General features: G+C 67.5%; 16 protein-coding genes. All 16 read right to left on the bottom strand.

The features are described 5' to 3' along the window. Positions 1 to 6: 6 nt before the first annotated feature. The 16 genes from nusA to MNI96_RS09560 all read right to left on the bottom strand — a co-directional run bounded on the left by nusA (position 7) and on the right by MNI96_RS09560 (position 15571). A complete protein-coding gene (nusA, locus tag MNI96_RS09635; RefSeq protein WP_249692538.1) occupies positions 7 to 1650 on the bottom strand; it encodes a transcription termination factor NusA in 1644 nt (547 codons plus the stop codon). A 103-nt stretch (positions 1651 to 1753) separates the two neighbouring features. After that, positions 1754 to 2332, bottom strand: a complete 579-nt coding sequence (gene rimP, locus MNI96_RS09630) for a ribosome maturation factor RimP (RefSeq protein ID WP_249692537.1) — start codon at positions 2330 to 2332, stop codon at positions 1754 to 1756. Between the two features lie 177 nt (positions 2333 to 2509). Then, the gene (trmB, locus tag MNI96_RS09625) at positions 2510 to 3196 is read right to left on the bottom strand and encodes a tRNA (guanine(46)-N(7))-methyltransferase TrmB (RefSeq protein WP_249692536.1); all 687 of its coding nucleotides are present in this window, start codon (positions 3194 to 3196) and stop codon (positions 2510 to 2512) included. A 124-nt stretch (positions 3197 to 3320) separates the two neighbouring features. After that, positions 3321 to 4493 (bottom strand): methionine adenosyltransferase, encoded by a 1173-nt coding sequence (metK, locus tag MNI96_RS09620; protein ID WP_249692535.1) that lies wholly within the window; start codon positions 4491 to 4493, stop codon positions 3321 to 3323. Between the two features lie 207 nt (positions 4494 to 4700). Continuing rightward, positions 4701 to 5108, bottom strand: a complete 408-nt coding sequence (locus MNI96_RS09615) for a helix-turn-helix domain-containing protein (RefSeq protein ID WP_158194583.1) — start codon at positions 5106 to 5108, stop codon at positions 4701 to 4703. A 207-nt stretch (positions 5109 to 5315) separates the two neighbouring features. Next, positions 5316 to 6935 carry an apolipoprotein N-acyltransferase gene (gene lnt / locus MNI96_RS09610; protein WP_249692534.1) on the bottom strand — a complete coding sequence of 540 codons (1620 nt, stop codon included), beginning with the start codon at positions 6933 to 6935 and terminating at the stop codon, positions 5316 to 5318. Between the two features lie 176 nt (positions 6936 to 7111). Next, complete coding sequence (locus MNI96_RS09605) at positions 7112 to 8233, bottom strand: hemolysin family protein (RefSeq protein ID WP_249692533.1); 1122 nt, start codon at positions 8231 to 8233, stop codon at positions 7112 to 7114. A gap of 18 nt (positions 8234 to 8251) precedes the next feature. Continuing rightward, positions 8252 to 8785: an rRNA maturation RNase YbeY gene (ybeY, locus tag MNI96_RS09600; RefSeq protein WP_249692532.1), complete on the bottom strand. Its 534-nt coding sequence runs from the start codon at positions 8783 to 8785 to the stop codon at positions 8252 to 8254. Beyond that, a complete protein-coding gene (locus tag MNI96_RS09595; RefSeq protein WP_249693021.1) occupies positions 8782 to 9825 on the bottom strand; it encodes a PhoH family protein in 1044 nt (347 codons plus the stop codon). Before MNI96_RS09595 ends, ybeY begins: the two co-directional genes overlap by 4 nt. Positions 9826 to 9934: 109 nt before the next feature. After that, positions 9935 to 11416 carry a tRNA (N6-isopentenyl adenosine(37)-C2)-methylthiotransferase MiaB gene (gene miaB, locus MNI96_RS09590; protein WP_249692530.1) on the bottom strand — a complete coding sequence of 494 codons (1482 nt, stop codon included), beginning with the start codon at positions 11414 to 11416 and terminating at the stop codon, positions 9935 to 9937. Positions 11417 to 11553: 137 nt separating this feature from the next. After that, positions 11554 to 12420, bottom strand: coding sequence for a lyso-ornithine lipid O-acyltransferase (olsA, locus tag MNI96_RS09585; RefSeq protein ID WP_249692528.1), 867 nt, complete (start codon positions 12418 to 12420; stop codon positions 11554 to 11556). 4 nt (positions 12421 to 12424) lie between these two features. After that, positions 12425 to 12895, bottom strand: a complete 471-nt coding sequence (locus MNI96_RS09580) for a Fur family transcriptional regulator (RefSeq protein ID WP_249692526.1) — start codon at positions 12893 to 12895, stop codon at positions 12425 to 12427. Positions 12896 to 12982: 87 nt separating this feature from the next. Further along, positions 12983 to 13471 (bottom strand): ribosomal protein S18-alanine N-acetyltransferase, encoded by a 489-nt coding sequence (rimI, locus tag MNI96_RS09575; RefSeq protein WP_249692524.1) that lies wholly within the window; start codon positions 13469 to 13471, stop codon positions 12983 to 12985. After that, positions 13468 to 14136 (bottom strand): tRNA (adenosine(37)-N6)-threonylcarbamoyltransferase complex dimerization subunit type 1 TsaB, encoded by a 669-nt coding sequence (gene tsaB / locus MNI96_RS09570; protein WP_249692522.1) that lies wholly within the window; start codon positions 14134 to 14136, stop codon positions 13468 to 13470. Before tsaB ends, rimI begins: the two co-directional genes overlap by 4 nt. Positions 14137 to 14295: 159 nt before the next feature. Beyond that, the gene (locus tag MNI96_RS09565; RefSeq protein WP_249692520.1) at positions 14296 to 14850 is read right to left on the bottom strand and encodes a NifU family protein; all 555 of its coding nucleotides are present in this window, start codon (positions 14848 to 14850) and stop codon (positions 14296 to 14298) included. A gap of 226 nt (positions 14851 to 15076) precedes the next feature. Further along, a complete protein-coding gene (locus MNI96_RS09560) occupies positions 15077 to 15571 on the bottom strand; it encodes a universal stress protein (RefSeq protein ID WP_158194575.1) in 495 nt (164 codons plus the stop codon). Positions 15572 to 15605: the final 34 nt, after the last annotated feature.

The following is a 15605-nucleotide window of genomic DNA, read 5'->3' as shown; positions in this document are numbered from 1 at the left end:
GCCGGATCAGACCTCGTGCACCACGCCGGTCGCAACGATGCCCGCCTCGTTTTGCTCCGCCTCGCCCTCGGCCTCTGCGGCCTCGTCGTCGACGGCAAGATCCGCCTCGGTGATCCAGCCCGCGTCGATGCGCGCGGCCATGATCATTTCCTCGGCCTCGGCACGGCTGACATCGAACCCGGTCAGCGCACCTTCATGGCGGGTCACCTCGCCATTGGCGCGCTCCGTCCAGCCGACGAGATCGTCGGTGGCGCAACCGGCCAGATCCTCGACGGACTTGACGCCGTCCTTGCCGAGCGCGACCAGCATGGCCGTGGTCAGGCCATTGATGTTCCTGAGGTCGTCGGAAACGCCAAGTTCACGGCGCTCCTCGTCGAGCTTCGCCTCGATTTCCTCGAGATATTCGCGGGCGCGCGCCTGAATCTCATCGGCGGTCTCCTCGTCGAAGCCCTCGATCGTGGCCACCTCTTCGCGCTCGACATACGCCACTTCTTCCACCGAGGCAAATCCTTCGGAAGCGAGAAGCTGTCCGACGACCTCGTCGACGTTCAGCGCTTCCATGAAGAGCTGAGTGCGATCGGTGAATTCCTTCTGGCGACGCTCGGACTCGTCATGCTCGGTCATGATGTCGATCGCCCAGCCCGTCAGCTGCGAGGCAAGGCGTACATTCTGACCGCGACGGCCGATGGCCAGCGACAGCTGCTCGTCCGGCACCACCACCTCGATGCGCTCGGCATCCTCGTCGAGGACGACCTTGGCCACCTCGGCCGGCTGCAGCGCGTTGACGATGAAGGTCGCGTGATCAGGGTTCCACGGGATGATGTCGATCTTCTCGCCCTGAAGCTCGCCGACGACCGCCTGGACACGGCTGCCGCGCATGCCGACGCAGGCACCGACCGGATCGATGGAGCTGTCCTTGGAGATGACGGCGATCTTGGCGCGCGAGCCCGGATCGCGGGCAACCGCCCTGATCTCGATGACGCCGTCATAGATTTCCGGCACTTCCTGGGCGAACAGCTTCGCCATGAACTGCGGATGGGTGCGCGACAGGAAGATCTGCGGGCCGCGCTGCTCGCGCCGCACGTCGTAGACATAGGCACGGATGCGGTCGCCATTGCGGAACAGCTCGCGCGGGATCAGTTCGTCACGGCGCACGATAGCCTCGCCGCGGCCGAGATCGACGATCACGTTGCCGTACTCGACGCGCTTGACCACGCCGTTGACGATCTCGCCGATGCGGTCCTTGAACTCGTCGTACTGGCGGTCGCGCTCGGCCTCGCGCACCTTCTGCACGATCACCTGCTTGGCCGACTGGGCGGCGATACGGCCGAAGTCCAGCGGCGGCAGCGGCTCGGCGATGTAATCGCCGATCTGCGCCATCGGATTGCGGCGCAGGGCCTCTTCCTTGTCGATCTCGGTCGAGGAGTTCTCGACCTTCTCGACGACCAGCAGCAGGCGCTGCAGCTTGATCTCGCCGGTGCGCGGATTGATCTCGGCGCGCACTTCGGTCTCCGAGCCGTAGCGCGAGCGCGCGGCCTTCTGGATCGCGTCTTCCATCGCCGCGATCACGATGCTGCGATCAATCGTCTTTTCGCGCGCGACCGCATCCGCGATCTGCAGCAGCTCCAGCCGGTTCGCACTGATTGCCATCTCAGTCCACTCCTCTCGCGCCGGTCTCGCCGGCGCTTCCTGTCATCTGGAAGGGCATGGCCGCTTCCCTCGGAATTTCGTTTCTCGCCCCAACGGGAGCGGATCAGGCCTTGTCGACCCCATTGGCGGAAGCCTTGCGGCGAGCCGCCTTGTCCGCCTTAAGCGATGCCTCGACGAGCGCATCGGTCAGGATCAGGCGAGCCTCGGCCATGTCGGCCAGCGGCAAGCGCACATCGGGCTCGCCGTCGTCCGGCAGGTCCTCGAGGCGCAGCACGAGTTCGCCGTTCTCGACGGCGCGGATCTCGCCGCGGAAGCGCTTGCGGCCGTCGCGCGGCACGGCAAGCTCCAGTTTGGCCAGATGGCCGCGCCAGCGCTCGAAGTCGATGGCGCGCACCAGCGGCCGATCGATGCCGGGCGAGGAGATCTCCAGATGGTATTCGCTGTCGATCGGGTCCTCGACATCGAGAACCGGCGTCACCGCGCGGCTCACCGCCTCGCAATCGTCGACGGTCATCGTACCGTCGGGGCGCTCGGCCATGATCTGCAGGGTCAGTCCGTTGACGCCGGACAGCTTGACGCGCACGAGGCGGAAGCCGAGATCGGCGATCGCCGGCTCGACCATGGCCGCGATACGGGTTTCGAGTCCGTTTTCCCGGACGATCCGCGTTTCCTGGTCCTGCAAGTCTGTCTCCCCGTGGGGCGGAAGGGCGGCCGCCAAAACAAAAAGAGCGGGTCCTCGGGAGGGCCCACTCTCATACTGCTCATGCGAGCCGATAGAGAATTTGAGTATCGCAACTATACGCCGATAGCCGCCAAACGCAAGAAAATTCGCCGCCTGCCCGGATTCCGCCGTCCCGTATCAGACCTTGCGGAACTCCAGATAGTGGCCCTTGCGGCCCTCGCGATAGGCCTTTGCCTCGTAGCGCGTTCCCGACCAGGGCTGCCAGGGAACCAGCCAGTCGGCTGCAGCTTCCGCCGTCCACTCGAAGGCGGGATGGCCGAGCAGGCGGGCCAGCGTCCAGTCGACATAAGTGTCGATGTCGCTGGCGAAGCGGTAGAGCGCACCGGGCTTCAGCACGCGCGCCATGCGGTCCAGATTGACCGGATTGACGAAGCGGCGCTTCCAGTGCCGGCGCTTGGGCCAAGGATCGGGATAGAGCTGGTAGATGCCGTCGAGCGAGGCGTCGGGCAGCCAGTCCAGCAGCTTGATCGCGTCGTCGCCATAGACCCGGACGTTGGCGAGTTCCTCCGTCTCCACCTCGACCACCGCCTTGGCGAGGCTGCTGACGAAAGGCTCGACGCCGAGGAAGCCGGTCTGCGGTAGCCGCCTTGCCTCGTGCAAAAGGTGCTCGCCGCCGCCGAAGCCGATCTCCATCCACACCGTCTCGACCTTGCCCGCAAACAGCTCGCGCACGTCTTGCGGCGCCGGCTGCGACAGGTCCGGCTGCAGGCGCTCGAGGGCGCTTTCGAAGACTTCGCGGCGCTGCGCGCGCAGCGGCTTGCCGACGCGGCGGCCGAAGAAGGAGCCTTTGCTGTGGTCGGTCATATGCGTGCAGGTCCGGCACTCTATGCCCTCAGACGACACGTCGCGGGGCAGCGAAAACGACGTCCGCCCGGCACCAGGGTGCCGGGCGGGATGGCAAGCCGCGGCCTTTCGGCCCGGCACGATGTCAGGCGACGGCGTCGCGCAGCGCGTGCACCAGGTCAATCTTCTCCCAGGAGAAACCACCGTCCTCCTCCGGCTCGCGGCCGAAGTGGCCGTAGGCGGCCGTGCGGGCGTAAATTGGCCGGTTCAGGCTGAGGTGCTGGCGGATGCCGCGCGGGGTCAGGTTCATCACCTCGCGCAGGGCCTTTTCCAGCTTCGCCTCGTCGACCTTGCCGGTGCCGTGCAGGTCGACATAGACCGACAGCGGCTCGGCGACGCCGATGGCGTAGGAGAGCTGGATGGTGCAGCGGTCGGCCAGATTGGCCGCAACCACGTTCTTCGCGAGATAGCGGGCTGCGTAAGCCGCCGAACGGTCGACCTTGGTCGGGTCCTTGCCCGAGAAGGCGCCGCCGCCATGCGGGGCGGCACCGCCATAGGTGTCGACGATGATCTTGCGGCCGGTCAGGCCGGCATCGCCGTCGGGACCGCCGATCACGAAGGCGCCCGTCGGATTGACGTGCCACGCGGTGTCCTTGGTGACCCAGCCGCCCGGCAGCGCCGTGACGATGTAGGGCTCGACGATGGCGCGGATGTCATGGGAGGTGAGCTTGGGGTCGAGGTGCTGGGTCGACAGCACGATCGAGGTCACGCCGACCGGCAGACCGTTCTCGTAGCGCACGGTGACCTGGCTCTTGGCGTCCGGCCCGAGCGCCGGCTCCTTGCCGGTCTTGCGGGCTTCGGCCAGCAGGCGGAGGATCTTGTGCGAATAGTAAATCGGCGCCGGCATCAACTCCGGCGTCTCGCGGCAGGCGTAACCGAACATGATGCCCTGGTCGCCGGCGCCTTCGTCCTTGTTGTCGGCCGCATCGACGCCCTGGGCGATGTGGGCCGACTGGGCGTGCAGATGGACGGCGATGTCGCAGGCCTCCCAGTGGAAGCCCTCCTGCTCATAGCCGATGTCGCGAATGGCCATGCGCGCCAGGTGCGCGATGTATTCGTTGGTGATCGTCGCCGGACCGCGGGTCTCGCCCGCAATCACCACGCGATTGGTGGTTGCCAGCGTTTCGCAGGCGACGCGCGCCTCCGGCATCTCGGAGATGAAGGCATCGACGACCGTATCCGAAATGCGGTCGCAGACCTTGTCCGGATGGCCTTCCGACACGGATTCGGAAGTGAAGAGATAATCTTGACGAGCCACGTTCAACCGTCCTTCTGGGAAGAATAGAAAGAAGCGGCAGGGACCCCCGCCGCCACGCACGACACATGCCAGCGAAGACGACGGCTCGTCAAGCCATGCGGGATCGCAACCGGCAACGGCGCGGCTGTACCGCCCTCCGGCAGAACCCGAGGACCGGGCGGAGAAGGCAAGGCCTTCGCCGTCCGTCCGCATCATGAAATCCGGATATCAGACCTCTTCGCCGGCCAGGGCGCGGACAAGGTCGACGACACGGCGCCGCACCTTGGCATCCTCGATCCGGACGAAGGCCTTGTTCAGCGACAGGCCTTCCGAGGAGGACAGGAAATCGACCACATAGGATGCCGGCTTGGCCTCGCCGAAGCCGCTCGCATCGTCCGGCGTGCCCGGTGCATCCTCGAAGAAGAAGGCGACCGGCACCTTCAGGATCGTGGCAATGTGCTGCAACCGGCTGGCGCCGATGCGGTTGGTGCCTTTTTCATACTTCTGAATCTGCTGAAATGTGATGCCAAGGCTCTCGCCAAGCTTCTCCTGGCTCATGCCAAGCATCATCCTGCGCAGTCGCACGCGGCTGCCGACATGCACGTCGATGGGGTTCGGTGCTTTCTTGCTGCTCATTGTCGTCTTCTTTCCGGATCTTTCGAATGCTGTGACCATACTTGTTTTACCCAGCGTTTCTTCGCTCGACCCAAGACGCCTTCGCCGGATGCGTGCATCCGAACACCAGAACATCGCGGAAGAACCGACGCCGGTTCACAGGGTTGCAACCTATTCTACGCAACAGGCTGCCCCGGTTGTTATGATGCCGTGCCGCCTGCCAGCACGTCAATCATTACGCGCATAACCTAAGTACCGCGTTATCAGGAGGGTGCCAAGAAAAACTATCAGGAAAATTGACAAGGCATTCTGCCCGTATCGCGCGAATGCCCCTGCGGAAATCGCAGGCGGGAGTCGCATATCGATCATCCCGGCCTCCATCAGCGGGCGCATGTCCAGCACGCGGCCATAGGCATCGACAACTCCTGATATGCCCGTGTTGGCCGCCCGCACAACCGGAAGCCCCTGCTCGACCGCACGCATGCGCGCCTGCACGAAATGCTGGCGAGGACCCGGCGTGTCCCCGAACCAGGCATCGTTGGTGACGTTGAGCAGGAAACCGGGCCGGCCGTCGCGCGAGGTCGCGGCCTGCGGAAAGATCGCCTCGTAGCAGATCAACGGCAGGAACGACGGCCCGGCCACGGGCTCCAGCGTGCGAGGGCGGAAGCCGGCACGGAAGGTGCCGGGCAGGTCCACCAGCTTGGTCAGACCGATCCTCTCCAGCAGGTCGCCAAGCGGCAGGTATTCGCCGAAGGGCACGAGGCGCACCTTGTCGTAGGCGTCGCGGACCGTGCCTTCTCCGTCGATGACGAAGACGGAGTTGTAGAACACTCGGTTGCCCGCATCCTCGACGCTGGCGCGGATCGCCCCGGTCACCAGCGTATCCTCGCCGCGCAATAGGTCGGCGATGGCGGCAAGCGCCTCCGGCGCCTCGGTCAACAGAAAGGGCGGCGCGGATTCCGGCCAGATCACCAGGCGGGGCAGTTCGGCATCGGCCTCCTCCCCCTTCCAGGGCGCGCGGCTCGCTTCCAGATAGGTCTGGAACACCCGCGCCCGGTTCTCCGGCTGCCACTTCTCTTCCTGCGGGATGGAGGGCTGCACCACCCGTATCGCGATTTCCTCGCCCTGCGACACGGGAGCGAGCGAAAGCCGCGCGGCGCCAAAGCCGGCAACCAGGGCCAGCAGCAGCAGGGACGCGGCGCCCATGCGCCGTCCGCCGCGGGTTCCGTCGACAAAGCCGGCAAGCCCGCAGAAGATCGTCGCCACGACAAGACCGAGCCCATAGATGCCGACCAGCGCCGCCGGCTGCATCAGGACCGTGTAGTCGCCGAAGGCGTAGCCCCACAGGTTCCAGGGAAAGCCGGTCAGCACATGACCGCGCAGCCAGTCCGCCAGCGTCAAGACCAGCGCCAGCAGCAGCAGCCGATCCGGCCCGTCGCGCCAGGCAAGACCGGCAACGAGGGTCGCCAAGCCGGTGAACAGCGCCAGGCCCGCCGGCAGCAGCACCACGGCGAAGGGGATCATCCAGGCGAAGACATCCGCCTCGACCAGGAATGCCCGGCCGATCCACCACAGCCCCGCCAGATGGAAGCCGAAGCCGAACCACCAGCCGATCGCGAACCCCGGCCGCAGGCGCCGCGCCAAGCCCGTCTCGTCCGAGATCGCGCCGTCCAGCAGCCAGACCAGCGCCGGCATCGACAGGGCGAGGACCGGAAACAGGCCGAAGGGCGGCATGGCAAGCGCGGCAAGGGCACCGGCGAGGGCAGCCAGCAGCCAGCGCCGCCAACCATGAGCGAGAAGGAAGACCTGTGCGAGGCGCAGCACGGTATCGGCTCCTGCTTTGCGCATGCGCGAAACGTCGGCGATGCGTCAACGGAAGGGCGAATCAGTCGCCCGTCACCGGACCATTCCCGGCGCCCCCGCGCCGGTCAAGTAAAGCGAAAGCCGCAGCCATGGCCCGGACGGGGCATGGCTGCGGCTCGCAAGGGGGAGGACTCGAGTGCGTGTTCGCGCCCTGGCTGGGCCTAGCTGGCGGACTCCGGCCGCCGCAGGCGACGGCGCGTTTCCGTGAGGCGGGCCTCGGGACGCCTTGCCCGGATCCGCAGACGCTTGATGCGGCGCGGGTCGGCATCGAGAACCTCGAACTCGTAGCCGGGGAACTCGCGAGCGGCGAGCAACTCGCCGCGCACCGGCACCCGTCCGACCAGCGTGAAGACCAGGCCGCCGAGCGTGTCGACCTCCTCGGCAAGGTCGCCGAGCTGGAAATCCGTTCCGACCGCCTCCTCGACTTCCTCCACCGGCACCCGCGGATCGGCGACCCAGACGCCATCGGCGACCTTCTGGATCATCGCCTCCTCGTCCTCGTCGTGCTCGTCCTCGATGTCGCCGACCACGGTCTCGACGATGTCTTCCAGCGAGACGAGGCCTTCGGTGCCGCCGTATTCGTCGATCACCAGCGCCATCTGCACGCGGTCCGCCTGCATCTTCGCCATCAGGTCCGTCGCCGGCATGGACGGCGGAACGAAGAGAACCGGGCGGATCAGGTTGGCCTCGGCGAGCGGCAACGACAGGTCGACGCGAGTCAGGTCGAAGAGTTGCGGCTCGTTGCTGGCGGGCGCCTCGCCGGTCTCCGCCGCCGCGCCCTCGCCGTTGCGCTTCTCGTCCGGCGTCGCACGGCCGACGAAATAGGCCATCAGGTCCTTTATGTGGACCATGCCGCGCGGATCGTCGAGCCCGTCGTGATAGACCGGCATGCGCGAATGGCCGCTCTCGCGGAACACATCCATCAGCCGGGAAACGGTGACGGTATCCTCCACCGCATCGATATCGGCGCGCGGTACCATCACATCCTCCACCCGCACCTCGCGCAAGCGCAGGATGTTGGACAACAGGATGCGCTCTTCGGGTGTGAAGCTGGCGCTGTCGTCGGCCTCGCGGGCCAGTTCGTCCTGGAGATTCTGGCGCAGCGTGCCCGCACCGTTGCCCGGCCGCCGCAGACCGGCAAGCCGTTTCAGGGCATCGGACCACACGCTGCGCAGCGATCGCTGCGGTTCGCCGTCGGTCTGGGCGGCTTCTGCCGCCGCTCCTGCTGCCGCATCTTGCGACGCCGGAGTGTCGGTCGTACTTCGGACCTCTGTATCATTCATATCGGTTTTCACGCCCGCTCACACGGGCGTCTCGCTCTCCGTTTCGGTTCCGGACACCAGAGGGTCCCGGTAAGGGTCTGCAATACCCAGAACGGCCAGAATGCGCCGTTCCAGGGCTTCCATCTCCTCGGCTTCGTCCTCCATTTGGTGATCGTAACCGAAAAGGTGAAGGAATCCATGCGCGACAAGATGCGTCACGTGGTCGGAAAAGGTAATTTCCAGCGCCTCGGCCTCGCGCGCCACCGTCTCGCGGGCGAGGATGATGTCGCCGAGAAGCGGGCCGAAGGGCGGCTCCTCCTCGTCGCCGCCCGGAAAGGACAGGACGTTGGTCGGCGCGTCCTTGTCGCGCCAGTCGCGGTTGAGTTCGCGCACGCGCGCATCGTCGGCAAAGACGACAGACAGTTCCGCGCCCTCGACCAGCTCCAGCTCCGCCTCGGTGCACGCCACCTCGACGACCCGCGCGACGAGCGCTTCCAACTCGTCCTCACCGGGCCAGCCGTCCGCCTCGACGGCCACGTCGATCTCCGGCACCACGCCGTCGCCTTGGCTCATGTCGGCGGGCCCCGCCGCGGCGAACGCCGCGCCGCTTCGGCCGCAGCCTCGGCCGCATCGCGTTCGGCACTCGCCTCGCGGCCCGCATCGTCATAGGCGCGCACGATGCGGGCGACGAGCTCGTGGCGAACGACGTCGACCTCGGTGAAGCGCACCTGCGCCACGCCCTCGACGCCCTCGAGCAGGGCCAGCGCCTCGCGCAGGCCCGACTTCTGGCCCGGCGGCAGGTCGACCTGGCTCGGGTCGCCGGTGACGATCATCCGCGAGTTCTCGCCAAGGCGCGTCAGGAACATCTTCATCTGCATCGTCGTGGTGTTCTGGGATTCGTCCAGAATCACGACCGCGTTGGAGAGCGTGCGTCCGCGCATGAAGGCGAGCGGCGCCACCTCGATCATGCCGGATTGCAGCCCGCGCTCGACCTTTTCCGCCGGCATCATCTCGTAGAGCGCGTCGTAGAGCGGGCGGAGATAGGGATCGACCTTCTCCTTCATGTCGCCGGGCAGGAAGCCGAGCCGCTCGCCCGCCTCCACCGCGGGGCGCGACAGGATCAGCCGGGCCACGTCGCCGCGCTCCAGCAGCGCCGCCGCATAGGCGACCGCGAGGAAGGTCTTGCCGGTGCCCGCCGGCCCGACGCCGAAGGTGAGGTCGGCCCGGTCCATGGCGCGGATATAGGCATCCTGCGCCGGGGTGCGGGCCAGCACCGTCTTGCGGCGGGTCGAGACCTGCGCATAGGTCAGATGCGAGCGCGGCTCGATGGTCGGCAGGTCGAGCTGCGCTTCTTCCGCTGCGGCCATGCGCAATGCCCCTTCCACGTCGCCCGGATGCAACTCGTAGCCCTGCTGCAGGCGCGCATAAAGCGATTCCAGCGCGCGGCGAGCCTGCTCGCAGCCGGAATGGCGCCCCTTGATGATCACCTGATTGCCCCGCGCCACCGCGTCGACGCCGAGGCGCTGCTCGATAAGCGCGAGATTCTGGTCGAACTGGCCGAAAAGATCGCCGACGAGCCGGTTGTCGTCGAAGGCCAGGACCACATGGGTCATGTCCGAAGCGGGGACCGCGGCGCGGTATCCGCCCCGACCGGACGTCCGGCTGGCGCCGGTCAAGCAGCGTCTCCTGGCATCATGCCTCCTGAAACCCCTTGGGCGGGCCTCACGCCTGGGCCCGCAAGGGCTTAGCCTTGCCGATATTGTGCCCCGGCGCGAGGCGCGCGAACAGGGAATTCGCGCCGGTTCCGACGATTTCCACCGGCACGATCTCGCCGATCAGGCTTTCATCCGCATCGAACTGCACCGGCTGCAGCCAGGGCGAACGGCCGTTGAGCTGGCCGGGGTTGCGGCCATGCTTTTCGACCAGCACCTCGCAGGTGCGCCCGACAAGGCTCTCGTTGAAGGCCTTCTGCTGCCGCGCCACCAGATCCTGCAGTTCCAGCAGCCGGGCGTTCATCACCGCTTCGGGCACATGATCCGCCATGGTCGCGCCCGGCGTGCCGGGGCGGGGGCTGTACTTGAAGGAGAAGGCCGAGGCGAAGCCCACCTGCTCGATGAGGTCCATCGTGTCGCGGAAATCGGCATCCGTCTCGCCCGGGAAGCCGACGATGAAATCGCAGGACAGGGCAAGGTCCGGCTGAGCCGCACGGATGCGGTCGATCAGGCGGAAATAGTCGTCCCGCGTGTGCTTGCGGTTCATCGCCTTGAGAATGCGGTCCGAGCCCGACTGCACCGGCAGGTGCAGGTAGGGCATTACCTGCGGCAGGTCGCGATGGGCGGCGATCAGCGCATCGTCCATGTCGCGCGGGTGGCTGGTCGTGTAGCGCAGCCGGTCGATCCCGTCGATGCGCGCCAGCCGCTCCAGCAGCTGGCCGAGCCCCCAGGCGCCGCCCTCCGGCCCGGCGCCGTGCCAGGCGTTGACGTTCTGGCCGAGCAGCGTGAGCTCGCGGATGCCGCGCGCGGCCAGCCGTTCGGCCTCGGCGACGATCTGCGCCACGTCGCGCGACACCTCGGCACCGCGCGTATAGGGCACCACGCAGAAGGTGCAGAACTTGTCGCAGCCCTCCTGCACGGTCAAAAAGGCGGTGTAGCTGCGCGGACGGCCGCTTGACTGCGCCTTGGCCGCGGCCTGCGGCTTCGACAGATGGCGGAACTTTTCCTCGATCTCGAACTCGGTCTCGACGACGCTCTCGCCGGCCGCCGCGCGGCTGACCAGTTCCGGCAGCCGGTGATAGGTCTGCGGGCCGAAGACCAGATCGACGACGGGAGCGCGGCGGGCGATCTCCTCGCCCTCGGCCTGGGCGACGCAGCCGGCGACGCCGATCATCGTCTCGCGTCCCTGTTCGGCGCGCTCGGCCTTCAGCTTGCGCAACCGGCCGAGCTCCGAATAGACCTTCTCTGCCGCCTTTTCGCGGATATGGCAGGTGTTGAGGATGATCAGGTCGGCATCCTCAAGCGTCTCGGTGGCGCTGTAGCCCTGCGGCACCAGCGCGTCGGTCATCCGCTCGCTGTCGTAGACGTTCATCTGGCAGCCATAGGTCTTGACGAAGACCCGGCGCGCAGGCGCCGTGCCGGCGGCAAGGCCGGTCGCCGGATCGCTGACGATGCCATCCCCTGCCGGGATAGTGGTGATCTCTTCGCTCATCCTGTCTCCGCGCGGGATCTGCCGCGCCGCATGCCGTCCGGCAGCCAATGGCTGAGGTCTTGCCGGCGGATTGTGTCAAGGTTGCGATGACGGCGGCACGCCTTCGCGCGCCCGGCCGCTCGCCGATCGTGCCTGCTTTAGCCGTTTTCGGCCGCGTTGAGAATAGCGGGCTCATCCGCAGGGGCCGGCAGGGCGGCGGGCGGCAAGTCCGGTCCGGCCGGAGGATGGCCGGCGCGGACATTGCCGGCGAGGCGGCGCACCTCGTCCTCCAGCAGCCGCGTCAGCGTCTTGCGGTCCATGTCCGGCCGCACCCGGATCGGTTTGCCCCAGACCACGGCCACATCGACCGCCCCCTGGCGAACCACATTCATGAAATGCGGCACCATCTCCATGTCGCCGTACCAGGCGACATGCGGGCGGAACTGGCGCCCCATCGGCAACCCGTGCAGGTGGGTATAGGCGAGCGCCAGCGGCTGGATCCACATCTCCCCGTCCTCGCCGGCCAGCGCGTGGCGCGCCGCCCCGATCAGCGCGGAGCGGAACGGCAGCACCTCGTTGCCGCTGTTCGACGTGCCTTCGGCGAACAGCACCATGGCATCGCCCGAGGCAAGGCGGGTGCCCAGTTCCTCGGCGGTGCGCCCGGTCGCGCTGCGCCGCTGCCGGTCGACGAAGACGGAGCGCTGCAGCTTCGCGAAAAGCCCGAAGACCGGCCAGGACGCGACCTCGGTCTTGGCGACGAAGGACAGCGGCATACGGCTGCCGAGCACGGTGATATCGAGCCAGGAAACGTGGTTGGCGACGATCAGCAGCGGGCGCTCGCGCGCCGGCCGGCCGATCTCGCGCACGCGGATGCCGACGGTGCGGCAGGCGATGCGGTGCCAGACGACGGGCAGGGAGCGCTTCAGCCCGCCTTTGAGGCGCAGTGCCAGCCATTGCACCGGGATCAGCGGCAGCGTCACCACCGTCAAGGTCGCCAGGACGGTCGCGGCGCGCAGGCGCATCATCGGGTCAGTCCCGATCCTTCGGCGACAAGGGCACGCCGTAGAGCTCCAGCCGGTGATCGACCAGCCGGTAGCCGAGCTTGCGGGCGATGGCTTCCTGCAGCCGCTCGATCTCCTCGTTGCGGAACTCGATGACGTTGCCGCTCTTCAGGTCGATCAGGTGGTCGTGATGCTCTTCCGGCACGGTCTCGTAACGGGCACGCCCGTCGCGGAAATCGTGGCGCTCGATGATGCCTGCATCCTCGAACAGCTTCACCGTACGATAAACGGTGGAAATGGAGATGCGCGGGTCGTTCTCGACGGCGCGGCGGTAGAGCTCCTCGACGTCCGGGTGGTCGCTGGCGCCCTCGATGACGCGCGCGATGATGCGCCGCTGCTCGGTCATGCGCATGCCCTTGGCAACGCACTGCTCCTCCAGCGAGACAGCCGGCTGCTCGGCCGCGGTCTCGGCGCCCTTGCGGCTGCCGGAATCGGTCATCTCGCCTCTCCTCCTCGCGCCCTCGGCTCGCGCCCGTCGACCGGTACGCCGGCCGGCTTTTAGGCCGTCGCGATACCGCCAAGCCGATTACGCCAGATCGACCCGCATGACAAGCGCACCGCCGTCGCCCGCGCTGTCGCGATAATAGCCGCGCCGTTCGCCCACCTTACGGAAGCCGAGGCGGCGGTAAAGCGCCAGCGCCGGAGCGTTGGCCGCATCGACCTCGAGAAACAGCGACGCCACCCGGTCGGCATAAAGCCGGGAGAGGGCATGGCGCATCAGCAGCGCCCCGACGCCGCGCTGGCGCTGGCGCGGATCCACGGCAATCGTCAGCACCTCCGCCTCGTCGGCGGCAACGCGCAGGATGACGAAACCGAGGATGGAACGGCTGCCGAACAGGCTGGAACGACGGGCCTGCAGGATGGTGACGCCCGGCTGGCGGGCGAGCGCGGAAAGGTCGTCCTCGCTCCAGCCGCTGGGGAAGGAGCGCTCGTGGATCTCGGCCAGCACCGCATGGTCGGAGGGCGCTGCCTCCTCGACCACCGGCGGCGAGGGCAGGAACCACCAGGAATTCATGCCAGCAACCGTATGTCGCGCCGCGCGGGCGCCGCATCGGGCGGGCGCAGGTAAAGCGGCTCGGGCGGATGGCTGCCGACCTCGGCGGCGGTGCCGAGCCGCGCCACGGCGGCAATGTCCGGCCAACCGGCCTCTCCGAGGATCCTGAGGTCCTCGCGTCCGCTCGCCGCCACCAGCTTGGCCGCGCCGCTGCCATAGAGCGCGGCGCCCGGAGGCAAGGCTGCGCCATAGGTGGCGGCGTCAACGGCCTGCGGCGCCTCGAGCGGCGTCCCGTCGGCGGCGAATCCCTGTGCGTAGATCTCGCCGCCCTTGGCAGCCAGCACCGCATGGACCGGCTCTCCGACCGACACGCTGGCGGCAAGCGCTTCCAGGGTGCCGATGCCGACCGCCGGCGCGCCGACCACGAGAGCGATGCCGCGGGCGGCGGACAGGCCGACCCTGAGGCCGGTGAAGGAGCCGGGGCCGACGGTGACCGCGATCCGGTCGAGCGCAGCGAAGGGCAGGCTCGCCTCGGCCATCACCTCACCGATCATCCCCATCAGCCGCTCGGCATGCCCGCGCCCCAGCACCTCGCTGGCCGTGGTCAGGCGCAGCACCTCGCCGCTGCCGTCATGGACGGCGACCGAACAGGCGTCGAGCGCGGTATCGATGGCAAGCAGTCTCATGAGATCACTAAACCGTTGACGACGGAAGAAGTCGACAGAACCAAAGGCTAAGACGATGGACCGTCGGGTCCGCACCGGCGCCGGCAGCGATGCCGGAAAACGCGAGGGCGGCCCGGCCGCTTCGGCAGCCGGACCGCCCGTCAAGTCACGCCTTGGTTCTCAGATCGCGCGCACTTCCTCGACTTCCGGCACGAAATGCCGGAGCAGGTTCTGGATGCCGTGCTTCAGCGTCGCGGTCGAGGACGGGCAGCCCGAGCAGGCGCCGCGCATCGACAGGTAGACGATCCCGTCGCGGAAACCGCGGAAGGTGATGTCGCCGCCGTCCTGCGCCACGGCCGGGCGCACGCGCGTCTCGATCAGTTCCTTGATGGTGCCGACGGTTTCCTCGTCGCCCTCCTCGAAGAACTCCTCGTCGCTTTCCTCGGACATCTCGCTGGCCACGACCGGCGCACCGGACATGAAGTGCTCCATGATGGCACCGAGGATCGCCGGCTTGATGTGCTGCCAGTCGACATCGCCCTTGGTCACCGAGATGAAATCGTGGCCGAAGAAGATGCCTTCCACACCATCCACCTGGAACAGGGTCTGCGCCAGCGGAGACGTGCCGGCATCCTCGCTCTTGCGGAAGTCCATGGTGCCTTCCGGCAGGACGATCCGGCCGGGGAGGAACTTGAGGGTCGCCGGGTTCGGCGTCGCCTCTGTCTGAATGAACATGTCGGTCTTCCTTGTTAGGGGGCGTGGCCCAGGGCCGCGCCCTCGCAGGCCTGTACCTGCCGGCCCGGCCCTTGCAGGAGCATGCGGTCGCAGGTCTTGCATACGGTCTCGCGTCGCGTCGCAAGAGCCACCATGGCCTGCATCAGCTGCGGTCTTGACCCTAATATACAGCGAAGGGGATCGCGTTTCCAGATTGGAATGGTTCCAGTCTTTGCTTTTGTTGCGCTCAGGCGAGCGCCGCGATCGATTCGTCGTCCAGCGTTCCCGGCACGATGGTCACCGGAATGGGAAAACTGCCCGCCCCCTTGCCGGCGATGGCGGTGACGAGCGGGCCCGGCCCTTCCGTGCCGCTGCCGGCCGCCAGCACCAGGATGGCGATGTCCGCATCCTCTTCGATCAGCTGCAGGATTTCATCCGAGCGGTTGCCCTCACGCACCACCAGTTCCGGGGTGGTGCGGGCCACGGCGCGCACCCGGTCGGCCGCACGGGCAAGGCAGGCATCCGCCTCCTCGCGGGCCTCGGCGCGCATGATGTCCTCCACGCCGATCCAGTGCTGGAAATCGCCGGGTGCGATCACATAGAGCAGCGTGGCGACGCCGCCGGTGCGCTCCGCGCGCTTGGCGGCATAGACGATGGCCCGGTCGCACTCGGCCGTCTCGTCGACGACGACGAGAAACTTGCGCCTGTGGCCTTCCTCGAAACTCTTGCGGATCGCTACCATGGGCGCATGCTGCCATTGCCGCCGCAGCGCGGCA

The sequence above is a fragment of the Stappia sp. WLB 29 genome (assembly GCF_023507705.1).
GTDB lineage: Bacteria > Pseudomonadota > Alphaproteobacteria > Rhizobiales > Stappiaceae > Stappia.
The sequence above is the reverse complement of the archived record's forward strand: the minus strand, read 5'-3'. Positions and strand labels throughout refer to the sequence as shown.